Here is a 15,751-nt window from a genome sequence, read left to right as displayed (position 1 = left end):
GGTGGGCTTAGGCTCACCTTTTTTCGATCTAGATGCATATTTTCAATCAACTGATTAAAAAGCAAACGCCTTATGTCTAGACACTGTTTTCATCTTACCCTATAATCACCTCCTACAAAGGCCCCTTAGCTCAGTGGTTAGAGCGCACGACTCATAATCGTTCGGTCCCCAGTTCAAATCTGGGAGGGGCCACCAAATTTAGAAAGGCGTAATAGGTTAGTACCTACTACGCCTTTTTGCTATCTGACGTTTCTGGGTCAGGTAACGGGTCAGACAAGCCCAATGCACTCATATCCTCTTGTCGCTATCCCATAGTAATCTGAGACTCTCTGTGTTGCCAAGTTTTGTTTATTGCACAACAACGACAGGCATAGAAAGAGCAAAGTCATAATACCTAATCAGCACTCTTTGACGACATACTTCGACAAATTAGGTAAAGCTTAAGATATCCATGTTGGGAGACGTTAATCTGTTTTAGATAAAAAACAGAATCAAACAGGAAAATAGTCTCATCATACAACAGGCATCGTTAGCTCACCTTTGGACAGAACCTTCTTAGAGTAATCACTTAAATTAGAAAGTTGCGGATTACTTTTGGTATGGAAAAGCCGCTTAGTGCGGTGTCCTGTTTTTCAGGTGCAAATCACCTACGGGGCGATATCGCTAGTACTTGAAGTTCTAAGTTAGGATTTACTTTGATCCCATTTTTTACACCACGTTTAACTTTGACAGTGTGGACAATTCCTATTCGCTCTATTTGTTCTGTTGAAAGGTATTTCCTGCCATTCATGTCCGTTAACGCAAAGCCACCATATAGACTTAGATGATAAACCAGCCACATCAAATGAGGTTAACTCCCCATTTTTGGTAGGATGCCACTCTTTATTAAGTTCTGGACACTTGTAGCCTATTGATTGACATGCATTGCAAACTTGAGTTCCCTTAGTTTGTGTGTGTATATCCCTTTCATATTCATGGTTGTTTTCGCACTTCCATAGCACCTTAATTTTTAAATTAGGTGTCACTTCCGTTGTTGTTAAAGTGTTGTTTGAAGACCACAGCTTTGCAACTTGTGGGTGCGTTGTGGCTAAGCAATTTTCATTCGTGATAGGATGACGTTCACATTGGGGACATTGATCGTATCCTTGCATTTTATTGATTTTCTTCTTCCACTTATGGCCGATTCTGCACATCCAATCCACCTCTAACTCAGATTTTATGCTGACATGCTCTGGCAATAACGGAGCGTTCTTCTCATAGTCCCACAGCGTTAAAATGGTGCAGTCTATAGCAGCAGAGTTATCAATGTTTAAATTTCCTATGTTGGCAACAGCTTGATCAAATAATTCAGCGTTTTTAGCTTTGCGTTGTGCTGCTCTTTCTAAACGATATTGAGAGGCGCACACTTTACACTGTATATTCATTCTTTTTTGCGTTTTAGAATGTGGTGCTTCTTTCCACTCAGTTCCGTGCTCACACTGCCACCAAACATTAACGGTAGACTTGGCTGCTACATCAAATGGCGTAAGCTCACCGTTTTTGGTGGGATGCCAAACTGGTATTAAATGAGGGAATCGATAACCCAATGAGGTACAACTTGGGCATGATTGAATCCCTTTTGTTTGCCCTGAAACCGATCTTTCATATTCGTGATTATTTGGGCAAACCCATAAGAATTTGTGGTGCGATTTAGCGGTGACTTCTGTTGCTTTAATTGGGTTGTTAGATGACCATTGTTTTGCAATTTCTGGGTATTTCAATGCCAAGCTGTTCTCCGCTGTAACTGTGTTCGCTTTGCATATATAACAATCGTTGCTCTTTACTACACTGCAAACTTTATCATCAAAGCTATGCCCTTTCTTGCAGATCCACGACAAGATTAACTCTGAATCAAGAGGGACGGATTCAGGGGTTAGCGGCGCATTCTTTTCATATCTCCAAAGTTCTATTATTTTTTGGCTCGTTGCTGCTGAATTTTTAATATCTACTTGCCCCATAGAGGCAATTGTGTGCTCTAAGAGGGTTTCGTTATCTGATTGCTTCTGCTTTTTTTTCTGATGTTTAAAATCTGATTGGCACTTTAAGCATTGAGTGTTAGACGACTTGCTTAATCTAGCGTGAGGAGACTCTTTCCATTCAGTGCTATGCTCGCATATCCACCAGCATTCAATTGTTGATTTTGCGGGTATATCTAGTGCGGTTAAGCTTCCATTTTTTAATGGATGTAGCTGCTTTGCCAATTCTGGAAATCGACAACCGAGTGATTGACAGACAGGACAAATTCGCTTACCTATTACTTGAGTATTTATGACTCTTAAGTATTCATGTCCTTTATCGCATTGCCATAAAGCTTCTTTAGAGGAATAGGCGGTCACTTCGGTTGGTTTGAGTTCGTTATTTGAAGACCAAAGCTTTGCTACTTCAGGGTAGAGAGTTGTAAGACAGTTTTCAGTATGGGCAATATTTCCTGAGCAAGATGGGCAGCCGTGCCCTTTGAAGATATGAGATATTCTAGTTGTCCAATTATCATGACCCAGACCTTTATAACATTTCCAAGAGATTTTAAAACCTGAATAACGAGTAAAATTCTCTGGTCTTAGGGGATAATTTTCTTCATAGTCCCAAAGATCTAAAACATTCACACTTGAAGCTGCTGAATCTTCTATGTTGTTGGGCGTGGATAAGTTTACAATGCACTCATGAAAGCGTTTTGCATTTCGCTGCTTAGGTTTTTTAAGGTACTCGTTTGCCTTTGCTAACTCTTCTTCCGATAGCGCTAAATTGAAACTGAGTAAGGCCTTTAACAATGCCACCACATCGGTAAAATCGATGACTTTATCGTGATAAATAACGTCGTTTTTTGATAGAGATTGTAAAGGAAATTCTCTAAGCCTTATTAGGGTAATGCCTTTCTTTTTAAGCTCTTTCGTTTTTTTCTTGTCTAATTTTTCTTTGCCTTTGTGCCAATAACTCCCGTCGATTTCTATGCCTATACTGTGTTTAGGTAAATACACATCACACTCGTATCCATATGACCTATCTTGATGTTTAACATCATCGAATATCCATTCTAGCTCACAAAGCACGTAAATTTCTGGTTTAGAAGATGTAGGTGAACAATGTGGACAGCCTGTTAATTTATTGGTTCTAGAGGATGATGTAGCTTCCCATTCGTGGCCTAATGAACATTGCCACCATACCTTTTTATATGAACCATAGGTTATTTCAATGGGTTTTAACTCTCCATTCTTAGTTGGATGCCATTGATTCGCTATCTCAGGAAAATTCACCTCTAAATTATTGGTTCGGCTTGCTAATTTATTTACACAATAAGGGCAGCCTGTAGGCTTTTCAGCGTTGGTTCTGTTTTTTATTTGAGCTTCCCAAACATGGCTAGGATCGTTTTTGCACATCCAAAATGGGCGAAAATCATTGTATGGTGAGATGCTAAACGGATCTATGCTGTTTTTAGTAGGATGCCACTCTTCTAACAACTCTGGGTACAGCGCCCCAAAGCTTTTCTTTCGGTCCATTCGTCGGTTGACGCAATAGGGGCAGTTATAGTCTCTTTCGGTGCGCTTTTTCACCTGCATATCATAAACATGATCGGAATCATTTGGGCAGTCCCACCACACCACTTTGTCGGATTTTGGAAGAACTTCCGTAGGTTTTAAACCATCGTTTAGCTCGACGTTCCACTCTGGTATTAAGTCTGGGTAGCAAGCAGCCACACTATATTCAGGTGAGGGCCATTTTTTTGAGCAGTAAGGGCAGTCATTTCCTTTAAGTGACATTCTTACTTGTTCTTTTACTATTCTTTCCCACTTATGTTCTGGATTATCTTGGCAACGCCAATTGATAACAAAATCAGATTTAGGGAAGTATTCGCTTGGTATGCGCGGTTTATTTAGCTCAAAATCAAAAAAAACAGCAACTTGAGGGTATTTACCTTCAAGGCTGTTTTCAAATTTAGGTAGTCTTCTGGGCTTTTTCATAAGCGCTGTATTAGCCTTGATTAATCGAGTAGGAGGAGGCCTCACGTTTAAACTTAGGTGTAATTATTCTTGGCATGTAAATCTCTTTATTTGTATGAAATCAAACCTATAAACAGGCTTCCAATTTAAGTATACCTTTACAACTACATAGACCAAACCTGATATTTTTAAGCTTTGTAGCGGAACACTATCCTCACTACAAAGCTTATCTATTCCTTCACATCAGATCACAAGGTAATTGGGACTCTAACCAAGCATCAATATCCACAGTTCGCCAACCTATCACCCTATTACTCAGTGCTATAGGCTTTGGTAGATGATTCGATTTTCTCCATCGCCAGATGGTTGTATTGCTCACCCCTAGTAACCTTGCCAACTCATCCTGCCTGATAAATAATTTATTACTCATTGTTTTATTCTCTATTGTTATTCTTTGAAAACACTATAATGACAATACAGACCGAGCATAATACGAAACATACGACAAACCATGTTGACAGATTCATTTATCGATCTACACGCATCGCGTATAGCTCTAAGAAAACAGATAGAAAAACAAGCTAATGCGCTACAGGAACAAGCTCGTGTTGAAAATATAAAAATTACTCAACGTAAACGTGCTAGATATCTTTACGCAATTACAGCCTTAAAAAACATTGTTCTTGAGCCATTTTTCATTAAGGCATTTAAAGCAGAGTTCAAGTCTTTAAAAACGTATGAATCACAAACAATCAATGAGTTAGATTCCTTAGTTATTGCTCACGGTGGGCTGAATCGCACAATTCAACAAGTCGAAGAATTTCTCGCAATTCGAGGGCTATGGACAACCAACTATGATGAAATTGACTATGCAGATGAGGTATTGCAAAGTCTTTGGAAAGTAAGAGCATTAACACCGCAGTATAAAGAAAAAACCTACTGGAACACGGTTCTTCCAACATGCGCTTTATGCTGGCGATTACCTCAAAGTTCTCATTATTATTGTTCTGAACATCACCCTAATCGTGATCAGAAGTCTTATAAAGCAGCAAAACATAAAGTTTTTCGTGCTTTAACACAGCTTGATAATATTTATATTGAATCTAAATCCGAAAAACATAAAGAAGCGGGATCAAATAGCCAGAAAGCATCTAATTTATACCGTTTACTTGGTGGTTTTGCTCCCCACCCTCGCTATTTCATAAAGTTTTGTAAGAACCATGTTCTACAAACAACCTGGATCGAGCTTGCAAAAAGCATTACAACCACCACTCAAGAGCTTTACCCTGCTACCTTTAATTGTATAAAACGTATAAAACCTCAAGATTACTCTTGTTGGAAAAACTGGTGTGTAGCAATAATTCGCGCATTAGATCCTTTACAGCCAGAAGCTTGGGTCGTTAGAGAACAAGATAAACATCTAATAAATGTTGAGTATTGGATGGCGATCGTATCTACGTTACATCGCTATGAATGCACACATCGCTATGAGTCTTTACCTGTGAATTTTGGCCCAGAGAAGGGTTATAGAAGAAACGAAGAACAATGTTCTTCAATAAAGCAATTGATTGATATGCAGCGCTTGGAAACAGGTAAAGTTAATCTATCAGAAGTAGCACGAACGCTAGGGCTTAGCAGGCAACGTATACATAAGATCGTTAATACCCATGGGCTATTAGTCAAAAAATAAAGTATATGAGTATTAAAGGCGACTTTTAGATGTTTGAAGGCTTCACTTAGTTAACGCATTGTATTTTTTATTCGTGATAATAATTAAATAGTAAAGAAAGAGAAGAACACTGTTCCATCGTTACTTACCGCATATGTTCGGTACGCAGATGATTAAACTCATATAGTCATGAAGTTAATAACTCATACTGTCTCATTCCGTGTGCTGACCAGCACGCGCGATAAAGTAGTGATATTCTAGACTCTACTCTCTCCCTATTTATACAAGTTGATCGTTCATATAGAGGAAGCGAAATAACAGTGTTCCAACGTTATTTACAGCATATATTCAGTACAAAAATGATTAAACTAATGTACCCTGAAGCTAACAGCTCATACTTCCTCATTGCGCGTGCTGACCAGCACGCGCGATAAAGTGGTGACACTCTAGACTCTACTCTCTCCCTATTTATACAAGTTGATCGTTCATATAGAGGAAGCGAAATAACAGTGTTCCAACGTTACTTACAGCATATATTCGGTACGAAAATGATTAAACTAATGTACCCCTGAAGCTAACAGCTCATACTGCCTCATTGCGTGTGCTGACCAGCACGCGCGATAAAGTGGTGAGATTCTGAAGACAGATCACCACACTATTTGATTGTACATATAGAAGAGACGAAGAACAGTGTTCTTCAATAAAGCAATTGATTGATATGCAGCGCTTGGAAATAGGTAAAGTTAATCTATCAGAAGTAGCACGGACGCTAGAGCTTAGCAGGCAACGTATACATAAAATCGTTAATACCTATGAACTGTTAGTCAAAAAATAAAGTATATGAATATTAAAAACGATTTTTAGCGGTTTGAAGGCTTCACTTAGATAACGCATTGTATTTTTTATTCGTGATAATAATTAAATAGTAAAGAAAGCGAAGAACACTGTTCCATCGTTACTTACTGCATATGCTCAGTACGCAAATGATTAAACTTATATAGCCATGAAGCTAACAACTCATACTGTCTTATTGCGTGTGCTGACCAGCACGCGCGATAAAGTGGTGACACTCTAGACTCTAATCTCTCCCAATTTATACAAGTTGATCGTTCATATAGAGGAAGCGAAATAACGGCGTTCCAACGTTACTTACAGCATATATTCGGTACGAAAATATTAAACTAATGTACCCCTGAAGCTAACAGCTCATACTGTCTCATTGCGTGTGCTGACCAGCACGCGCGATAAAGTGGTGATATTCTAGACTCTATTCTTATTTACCAGCTTGATTATGCCCACTGAAAAATGCTGAGTTATTAGTTATAGATAAGTGTTGTTCTAAACATAATCCAGATAACAAGCTTTGATGGTTCGAGGGCAAGGTAAATACCAAATCAATGTTGAGTACAGATCGAGATCGTATCTACGTTACATCGCTATGAATGCACATATATCGATGAGTCTCTGCCTGTAAATTTTGGCCCAGAGAAGGGTTATAGAAGAAACGAAGAACAATGTTCTTCGATAAAGCAATTGATGGATATTCAGCTTTTGTTCTAGTTGAGATGATTAAGAAAATGGCTCATATTTCTCAGTTTTTTAAGTGCCTATTCAACGCTATGCATACGTTTTAACGTTGTTTCTTTAAGCCGCCTGCGAGGCGGATAGTTTCACACAATTGCTAATTTACTGATTAACTTGGCTATGTGTTTACGTTTTAATATTGCTTCTTTAAGCCGCCAGCAAGGCGGATAGTTTCACATAATTGCTAACTTATTGCTTAACATGGCTATGTGTTTACGTTTTAACGTTGCTTCTTTAAGCCGCCTGCGAGGCGGATAGTTTCACATAGTTGCTAACTTACTGCTTAACATGGCTATGTGTTTACGTTTTAACGTTGCTTCTTTAAGCCGCCTGCAAGGCGGATAGATTCACATAATTGCTAACTTATTGCTTAACATGGCTATGTGTTTACGTTTTAACGTTGCTTCTTTAAGCCGCCTGCAAGGCGGATAGATTCACATAATTGCTAACTTATTGCTTAACATGGCTATGTGTTCACGTTTTAACGTTGTTTCTTTAAGCCACCAGCTAGGTGGACTAGAGCGCTAGTTGCTTGCTCTGAAGTCAATTTATCTAACTTAACCTCATCTGTAAAGAAATTTAACTCATTGACTTATAAAATATTTTATATATAACAAGCACAAAAAAGACAAGCATAAACGCTAAAGATTTGTTTCTGGTTGATAATAAAGCTTTTATCTGAAGGCGTTCTTTACCCTCCTCGCTAACAACTTTTTTTACGTAAGCGTCAGTTACTCGGAGTGCTGAGAGGTGAACGAAAGTCGTTAGGCTTTGGTTCACTTTAGCGCCTAACGACATATCAGAAAAAAGCCAAGCTCTCGCTCTATCCCGAATGGACGGATAGCGTTTTCGGCCAAGATGTTGTTGATACGTAGTTCACTGATGGTACACGGTTACACAACTACAGATCGACACATCGCTATAAGCCTTTACCTGTGAATGTTGGCCCAGAGAAGGGTTATAGAAGAAACGAAGAACAGTGTTCTTCAATAAAGCAATTGATTGATATGCAGCGCTTGGAAACAGGTAAAGTTAACCTATCAGAAGTAGCACGAACGCTAGGGCTTAGCAGGCAGCGTATACATAAAATAGTTAACACCTATGGGCTGTTAGTCAAAAAATAAAGTATATGGATATTAAAAACGATTTTTAGCGGTTTGAAGGCTTCACTTAATTAACGCATTGTATTTTTTATTCGTGATAATAATTAAATAGTAAAGAAAGCGAAGAACACTAGCAAATTATTAACCTACTCGCTGATATCTACATACTGCGCGTGCTGGCCAGCACACGCGGCACAATAGGTGGAAATTAACTTCATTCCTAGCTCCCAAGAATAACTGACAACAAATTATTAATCTACTCGCTGATATCTACATACTGCGCGTGCTGGCCAGCACGCGCTGCACAATAGGAGAAAATTAACTTCATTCCTAGTTCCCAAGAATAACTGACAGTAAATTATTAGCCTACTCACTGATATCTACATACTCCCCGTGCTGGCCAGCACGCGCGGCACAATAGGAGAAAATTAACTTCATCCCTAGCCCCCAAGAATAACTGACAGAAAATTATTAACCTACTCACTGATATCTACATACTCCCCGTGCTACCCACTGAAAAATGCGAGTTATTAGTTTATAGATAAGGGTTGTTCTAAACATAATCCAGATAACAAGCTTTGATGGTTCGAGGGTAAGGTAAATACCAAATCAATATTGAGCACAGGTCAAGTTCGTATCAACGATACATCGCTATGAATGCACATATATCTATGAGTCTCTACCTGTATGGTTCAGAGAAGCGTTATAGAAGAAACGAAGAACAATGTTCCAGCAGCGAGCATTCTAAATCGTTTCTTGCCCTTTATTGGTTAGAGCAAACACTCATTCACACTTGGTTAATGCGTGTTTACTCGACTAAAATTAATGCTAGCTTTTTCGTCTCGACGCTAGCGTAGATTTGCTGAATTATGAGAGCAGCGCTTCAACTACTAAGTCACACGGTTTGGCTGTAGGGTTGCTAATATGTTTGAGAGAATGATTTCATTAGCCTTTTGGAAACCCTCCGTTAAACTCACGTCTCTATTCATCACTGAATCATTATCAAATTCAATCATATTGAGGCTTAAGCTGTTTTTTAACATTGTGAGTTTTTGTTCTGCTAAACGTCTTCGGGAGCTTTCAAACCTGAATGGTAAAACTGCAACTAATGTTACATTTTTTGAACTCATATTCGTTAAATTAGTAATCGCAAAAATTGAGTTCGTCCCTGTGTTACCGCCTAGTCCGACTACAACAATAATATTCGTCTTTTCATAGGTATAACTGAGAATTTCATTTTTCATACGTTCGACCGTATCGGTTAGTCTTAGATCTCTTTTTGTCTCAGAGCTTAAAGCTAGATCCAGATAAACACGATTTGTAGCTAAATGTTTGTCTAATGACTTACTATCCGAGTTAATTAGAAGCAGTTCTGGACTATCAGGCATCTTTTCAACGAGGTACTGACTAATATTTGTTCCTGCGCCACTCACACCAATGATTAATGTTTTTGTCATTTCGACTCCTTATTAGGCAATAAACTAATGAGAAAATCACGCCCCTCTTTCGCCTTTTTGGATACTGCACTTGGATGATAGGTGCGATAAGACTTGATCCGTTGGTCTCCAAACTTTAAATCAAAAGTCCACAATTGTTTACTTGATAGACCATGCTCATCAAAATAGTTTTTAGGATCTAAACACACATTATTTTCGCCATCTATAGGAAAAATCTGACGGCGTGCAGCTACGGAAGATTTATCGAACCCATTCATAAATAAGATAATATCGGGCTTTAAGATCTCTATTTGAGCACATAATAATCTTTCAGATAAGTTTACTATTTCTTCGAAAATAGGGGACTTAGTTGGGATAGTTTTATTTAAAGCAAAGCAGAATAGATTGGCATAAATTAACCCTTCAGTTCCTGACTTTTTACCCACAGTTCGAGTGAAATTATGAAAAGCTTTTCCTCGTGAGTTCTTCTTTTTTAATTGATTGAAGAAAAAGGAGTTATGGCTTTTTAAAGCTTGGTCGACACAACTTTCTAAATCTACCAATTCAACGCCTATTTTCTCATTCCATTTCCACCCTTTTGTTTCTCGCCCAATGATCATTATTTTATTTTTTGCATTGCCGTAGTTCGGATGAATAGATGTTAAAAATAGCCCAGATAGTCCTTTGGTCGATGGGTTATTTGATTTATTTGGAACTAAGTAGGCAGCATCTATGCCTTTGAGTATGTCGAGGTACGCCTCTCTCAGCTCTTCATTTTTTGTCATCATAAATCGTCCTTAAGCTATTTATATTAATTGTGACTAAATTTATTAATTAGTGACGCTCCCTGTGTTTTAGATAGTTGAACCATAGTCATTCTAAAGTTGAAATTAGATTTGGTAGTATCTTTACAACCTTTTGCTGAAAGTGGTTTTTTCAGGCGAACAAAATCAAGTAACTTTTGGGCATACCATTCATTTGAATTTCCGTTGTGATCGCGCTTTTCTAAGTCACCATTAGCCTTACCATATCCAACGATACCTACACCACTTTGGTATAAGAAAACAACGTCATCTTTTCGCAAGTATTTGATGTTATCCTTCCAGTTTCCGTAAAATGCCGATGCTTCAGCATTTTCCAGCATAGTGTAGTGGTCACTCTCCGAATTATTAAAGTTAGTATTCAATAAAAAGTAACGTTGAACCGTGGATTTCGCTTCGTCTTTAAAGGCTTTGATTTCTTCTTGCTCTTTTAACTGACTCTCAAGTTCAACTAAACCACCATCTATAAAAGTTGTAATGAGTTCAGATCGGGTTTTGTTTAAAACCTGTGCTAGCTCTTCTAATTGATTTACAGTTGTTGTTTGTAAGCGAATTGAAAGAAGCTGAGATTCAGATGGGGTATTAATCATATTTTTAATGTGGTTTGCTAGTGACATAAAGACCTCTACTATAATACAAATTGTAATACAAAATACTACATTGAAATGTATTACACAGAATCGATATCGTCAAGGTGTATTTCAAAATGTATTACAGATTGCACTTGGAAGTTGTTTAAAGTTTTAGTTACTTTTCCTAATACTGAGTACGCCTATTAAAGTTATTCCTTCCACACCCGACCTAGCTGGCATTATTAGTTCAACCAGCACAGGAATACGTTTCATTTGAACTGCATAATTGACAATGCTAACAAAACGGCGTAACTCTCTTTTAAAACCTCCATTACGCCAAAAATGTGCATACACAAAAATAACATAAGCTAACGATCATTAGTCTAACGTTCATTAGCTTAACGCTCACTAGAGCAAATAATTAACCTAGGAGGTACTTACGTATATAGCTAGTACCTCATACTGAACAAATATGAGCTTTAATCCTCCATCTTCGGCTGAGACAACCTCATTTGAATTGCGCTATTTTCCACCAATAGTTCCGCGACTTGCTCTTCAGATGCTTTTAGTTTGTTCTCTGCTATTCGTAAGCTAACAAGCATTTCCTCGTGCTCTTTTCGTAAGGTTGTATTTTGATTTTCTATTTTTTCTAATGATTTATTTACTGATTTAAGCTCTGTTGTCTCAGCTACTAACTTCTCTTTAATAAAATCAAAGTTAACCGTCAAGTCAGATAATTGTTCTCGCAATATTTCAATTTCACTCAGTACCACCTTAGATTGAGTATCTAAGACAATATAAGCCTCCTGGCTGCTTGAAAGCTTTTCCATAAGCGCTTGATAAGACTTAATCTCAGTATCCAAATGCTCACTCAACAACAGATTTTTTTCCTGTAATTGCCGATTTGTCGCATTCCAATCGATTTTTTCATTCCCTAACTCTTCTAATCTATCTTCAAGTTCTTCTATTGTATCTTCTTGAATTTCACCCTCTTCAACCTGTATACGTACTCGATTTTCAATTTCAACTGCTGCTTCCTCTGCTATTGTTTTTGCCGCAATAGCGGCTTCTGTAGCATTTTCTGCATATTTTAATCGAGTTCTGACCAACTGCTCATGATGACGGTATGCAGCACTATTCATCTTAACCATTACATCTTTCAATGCATCGCTGAATTCAGTTTCAAGACGATTAAATGTATCCTGAATTTCAACAGGTAACTCTGTGTGAACTTGATTTCCAGATTGAAGATTTATACTTACTTCGATTTTCTTTTCAACCACTTCAGGGATTTTTCCCTCTTCTCTCAATCTATCTAAATCAATTTTAAGATTAGTCGTTTTCCCTCGATTTAGCACCTCTCGTAAATGCCACCCACTTGGTTCTAAACCCCTGTCGACTATTATTTTTGCCGCATTGATAACATCATCATCTGTATATGATTTCTTCCTAGCCATTTTTATGAACCTTATTTTTATTCTTATTAGGTTAATTTGTTAAGTTAGTTAGTTAGTTAGTTAGTTAGTTAGTTAGGAACTTAACTAACTAACCTTACTTTTATAATTAGTAACTTTTATCTTGTAGGTATTTATAATAGGTCGCCCTTCCAACATCTTGAGATTTACAAGCTGCCGAGATCGTTTCACCGTCTGCTACTAATAACTTCACTGCTCTACACTTTTGAGCTGTTTCTACATTTATTGGGCGGCCCTTATACCTACCTTCTTTTTTTGCTTTTGCTATTCCTTGCTGTGCTCGCTTCTGTCGAGTTTCATAATCATCACGAGCCATTGCCGCTCCCAGATCAAGCATAAAGTTAGTTAACGCTTGTTGAATTGCCGAGACTGATTCGTCTGACTCTACAAGTGTTTGATGCGTCATTGATTGGTCAACAACAACAATGGATAACCCTTTCGCTTTTATCCTACTCTTTAATGTTTCCCAAGTTTGAAATGGTAAGCGGGTTAACCGATCCATTTTTTCGATTAACAGAACATCACCATCTTCTGAGTCTTCAATTAACTGATCGAGCTTTGGACGCTCTGTTGTTGTACCTGAGATATTCTCTTGATAGAAAGAAGCAATCTGAAGATTTCTTACTTTTACAAACTCTCGTAACTCATTTTTTGCGCGAGATGAATCCTGATCGCTTGTTGAGGCTCTTAGATAAGCTCTTATCATGTTCTTATGTCCTATAAATGTCAGTTTGTCTAATTTAAACCGTCCATTAATTACTGTCTATTTTATACTGTCTTTTAATGTTTGATATGTGAAGCTCGCTATGTCTATTTTAAGTATGGTTATAATAGACACTAATATGGACTATTTTATCTCATTCCCTGATAGTTCTTTCTTAATGACTTTTTCTGCCATATCACTTTCCAATAATTTCCCCACAGATACGGCTAATGGCTGTAAAAATTCGGGCAAGCTTTCATTCATAGATACCAAAAGCATATTCATATATTTCTCAACTAACTTTGGTCTTTTGTTGGCTTTTGCTAATAGTGAAAAGAACCCATACTCAATAACGTCTACTATTACCTTTGTTACTTGCTTTGTTACAATCTCTAATTGTGCTTTCAACAAATTAATGGTTTCTAATACTCGTTTTAGTTCTAGATGTTGTTCTGCTAGTTGAATCGCCATCTGAGATGATTTTTCCTGATGCTGCATCTTTAATACTTCAAATTGCACCAACTCCTCACTATATTCGATTTCTGCCATAATCAATCTATCTTGAGCTTGGGCTAATTGCTTTTCTGTCGTAGACAGTTGGATCTGCACCTTATCTAATTCAGCTCGTTCCTTTTCTAACTCTTCCCTCACCATGCTTTCTAAATTAAAACTACGCTGAGATTTTGGAAGACTCGCTTGAATATTCATTAACTTACGCTGTTGTGAACGGCGTTCTACCTCTGGACTAAATTCTGCATTTAGTCCCAATGTATTCAGATAATAATTATTAATAAACGCATAAAACATTCGATCAAACTCAAAAAGCGCATTCTTGTATTTTCGACCTTTTTCTTTTTCTTCTACAGGTAGCGCACTTGTCCAATGCACAGGGCCAAACGAGCGCTGGAATTTAACGGCTTCATTGTATTGTTGTTTCAATAAATCACGCTTTTGAGTCCGTTGATTTAACGTCGATATATATAAATGGCAATGCGCTCCCGTTGATACATGTTGCCGTCTTTCATCATGGTGCCCAAGACCTAGCTTTATTTCATAGTCAGGAAAATAATGCCGATAAAAGGAACTAACAATATCAATGTACACCTGCAATGGCATAATGTTTGTGCCAATCTCCCAACGCCTTGGAATCGTAAAAACAACTTCTTGGAGGTAGCTTTGATTAATTCTTGGCTCTGCACCACATAGCATATTATGTAAATCATGATACTCCGCCAGCATCCTCATTCTTTGTTTCTTTCCCCACATTACAGGCGGTCTTGCCACTACACGATGCCAATAGCTAGGAGGAATAGCTTGATCATCAGGGAAATTTAACCAAACTTGAAATAAATCAGCAGCTTCGTTATTTCCATTTTTCCTTTCAGATGCAATTGCATTTTTCAGCTTACGTTTAGACTCAGCTCTTTGCCTTAACTTCATATCTCGTTTAGCTATTTTAGGGTCAGGAAGAAGATTATTTAAGAGTTCTTCTCTCTCATATTGATCTAAGCTATTTAAAAATACTGTATTCCCACGCCTTGTTAAAATGTTCGATTGAGCCAGCTCTTCATACCATTGTGAGCTTTTATCTTGCTCACTAGATAATCGTAAAGAATGGCTAAGTGACTTCTGAAGTTTCTTTCGATCGACATTACTATAGGTAAAGTTCAGTACACTAAAAAAAATATGAATCATTTTCATGATAGCCTCCAAATAGAATGGTTTGACCTTCTACTTCGACTTCACCATGATTTATAAACAGGTCTACATTGTATGGGGATCTTAATCGTCGTAAGCTGATCGGTAATTTTATATACGCCATTGCATGTCTTCTTATCGTTGCTTTTGCGAACACTAACGAAGAAAAATATGACTGTAAATGATATAAATTCATTAGAATCAATCCATTATAAAAAGACCGATATTTATCAAACGGATCGATATATAGAACTTTTTGGACTAAAAAGATATTTTTAAATAACAATAGGTGACAATAATGAAGATTGCACATATAGATAAAGAGGTTAGAGAAAAACTACTAGAACTCTTTGCTGATGAACAGATGTCTGAAGAATGGATCACAACACCAAAAGTGATATTCAATGGGTTAAGTCCATTAGAAGTCTTAGATTCTGAACAAGGTAAAACCAAAGTTCTCGATGCAATTCAACGGATCACGTATGGGGATTTTTCCTAATTTATTAGAACAGATCTAATTGAAGAGTTGATATGCCAAACTTGGCAGACGATGTGCCAAACTTGGCAGACGATGTGCCAAACCTGGCAGACGATGTGCCAAACTTGGCAGACGATGTGCCAGACCTGGCAGGTAATGTGCCAAACTCGGCAAAAGAAGACGTGGTTTATAACTAATAGATTGGTAGTGCAGCTCATCAAGTGACATATTCGTTTAT

Annotated in this window: 11 protein-coding genes and 1 tRNA gene; 4 read left to right on the top strand and 8 right to left on the bottom strand. The window is 37.7% G+C overall.

Features of this window, described 5'->3' with window-relative positions:
- Positions 1-119: 119 nt before the first annotated feature.
- A tRNA-Ile gene (locus F8B77_RS10880) sits at positions 120-195 on the top strand.
- A 524-nt stretch (positions 196-719) separates the two neighbouring features.
- Here F8B77_RS10880 and F8B77_RS10875 read toward each other — a convergent pair.
- Both F8B77_RS10875 and F8B77_RS10870 read right to left on the bottom strand, forming a co-directional pair.
- On the bottom strand, positions 720-3,995 hold the full coding sequence (locus tag F8B77_RS10875; protein WP_151655362.1) for a zinc-ribbon domain-containing protein: 3,276 nt from the start codon (positions 3,993-3,995) through the stop codon (positions 720-722).
- Between the two features lie 217 nt (positions 3,996-4,212).
- Positions 4,213-4,404, bottom strand: a complete 192-nt coding sequence (locus F8B77_RS10870; protein WP_151655361.1) for a helix-turn-helix transcriptional regulator — start codon at positions 4,402-4,404, stop codon at positions 4,213-4,215.
- 81 nt (positions 4,405-4,485) lie between these two features.
- On the opposite strand from F8B77_RS10870, the gene F8B77_RS10865 reads away from it, so the two are divergent.
- The gene (locus F8B77_RS10865; RefSeq protein ID WP_151655360.1) at positions 4,486-5,664 is read left to right on the top strand and encodes a MarR family transcriptional regulator; all 1,179 of its coding nucleotides are present in this window, start codon (positions 4,486-4,488) and stop codon (positions 5,662-5,664) included.
- A 3,556-nt stretch (positions 5,665-9,220) separates the two neighbouring features.
- On the opposite strand, the gene F8B77_RS10860 is transcribed toward F8B77_RS10865, so the two are convergent.
- The 6 genes from F8B77_RS10860 to F8B77_RS10835 form a co-directional block, all read right to left on the bottom strand.
- On the bottom strand, positions 9,221-9,787 hold the full coding sequence (locus F8B77_RS10860; RefSeq protein ID WP_151655359.1) for an FtsZ/tubulin family protein: 567 nt from the start codon (positions 9,785-9,787) through the stop codon (positions 9,221-9,223).
- Complete coding sequence (locus tag F8B77_RS10855) at positions 9,784-10,554, bottom strand: hypothetical protein (protein ID WP_151655358.1); 771 nt, start codon at positions 10,552-10,554, stop codon at positions 9,784-9,786. The genes F8B77_RS10860 and F8B77_RS10855 overlap by 4 nt, the downstream gene beginning before the upstream one ends.
- Before the next feature lie 23 nt (positions 10,555-10,577).
- A complete protein-coding gene (locus tag F8B77_RS10850) occupies positions 10,578-11,204 on the bottom strand; it encodes a hypothetical protein (RefSeq protein WP_151655357.1) in 627 nt (208 codons plus the stop codon).
- Between the two features lie 434 nt (positions 11,205-11,638).
- Positions 11,639-12,616: a coiled-coil domain-containing protein gene (locus F8B77_RS10845; RefSeq protein WP_151655356.1), complete on the bottom strand. Its 978-nt coding sequence runs from the start codon at positions 12,614-12,616 to the stop codon at positions 11,639-11,641.
- Positions 12,617-12,722: 106 nt separating this feature from the next.
- Positions 12,723-13,340 carry a recombinase family protein gene (locus tag F8B77_RS10840; RefSeq protein ID WP_151655355.1) on the bottom strand — a complete coding sequence of 206 codons (618 nt, stop codon included), beginning with the start codon at positions 13,338-13,340 and terminating at the stop codon, positions 12,723-12,725.
- Positions 13,341-13,481: 141 nt separating this feature from the next.
- Positions 13,482-15,038, bottom strand: coding sequence for a hypothetical protein (locus F8B77_RS10835; RefSeq protein WP_151655354.1), 1,557 nt, complete (start codon positions 15,036-15,038; stop codon positions 13,482-13,484).
- A gap of 295 nt (positions 15,039-15,333) precedes the next feature.
- Here F8B77_RS10835 and F8B77_RS10830 point away from each other — a divergent pair, with 295 nt between their 5' ends.
- Entirely contained in the window at positions 15,334-15,534 is a 201-nt protein-coding gene (locus F8B77_RS10830) for an MbcA/ParS/Xre antitoxin family protein (RefSeq protein WP_151655353.1), read from the top strand.
- A 32-nt stretch (positions 15,535-15,566) separates the two neighbouring features.
- A complete protein-coding gene (locus F8B77_RS17540; RefSeq protein ID WP_167512806.1) occupies positions 15,567-15,710 on the top strand; it encodes a hypothetical protein in 144 nt (47 codons plus the stop codon).
- Positions 15,711-15,751 lie beyond the last annotated feature (41 nt).

Source organism: Aliivibrio finisterrensis (assembly GCF_008933155.1).
GTDB lineage: Bacteria > Pseudomonadota > Gammaproteobacteria > Enterobacterales > Vibrionaceae > Aliivibrio > Aliivibrio finisterrensis.
Note: the sequence above shows the minus strand (reverse complement) of the source record. Positions and strands in the feature narration are given on the sequence as shown.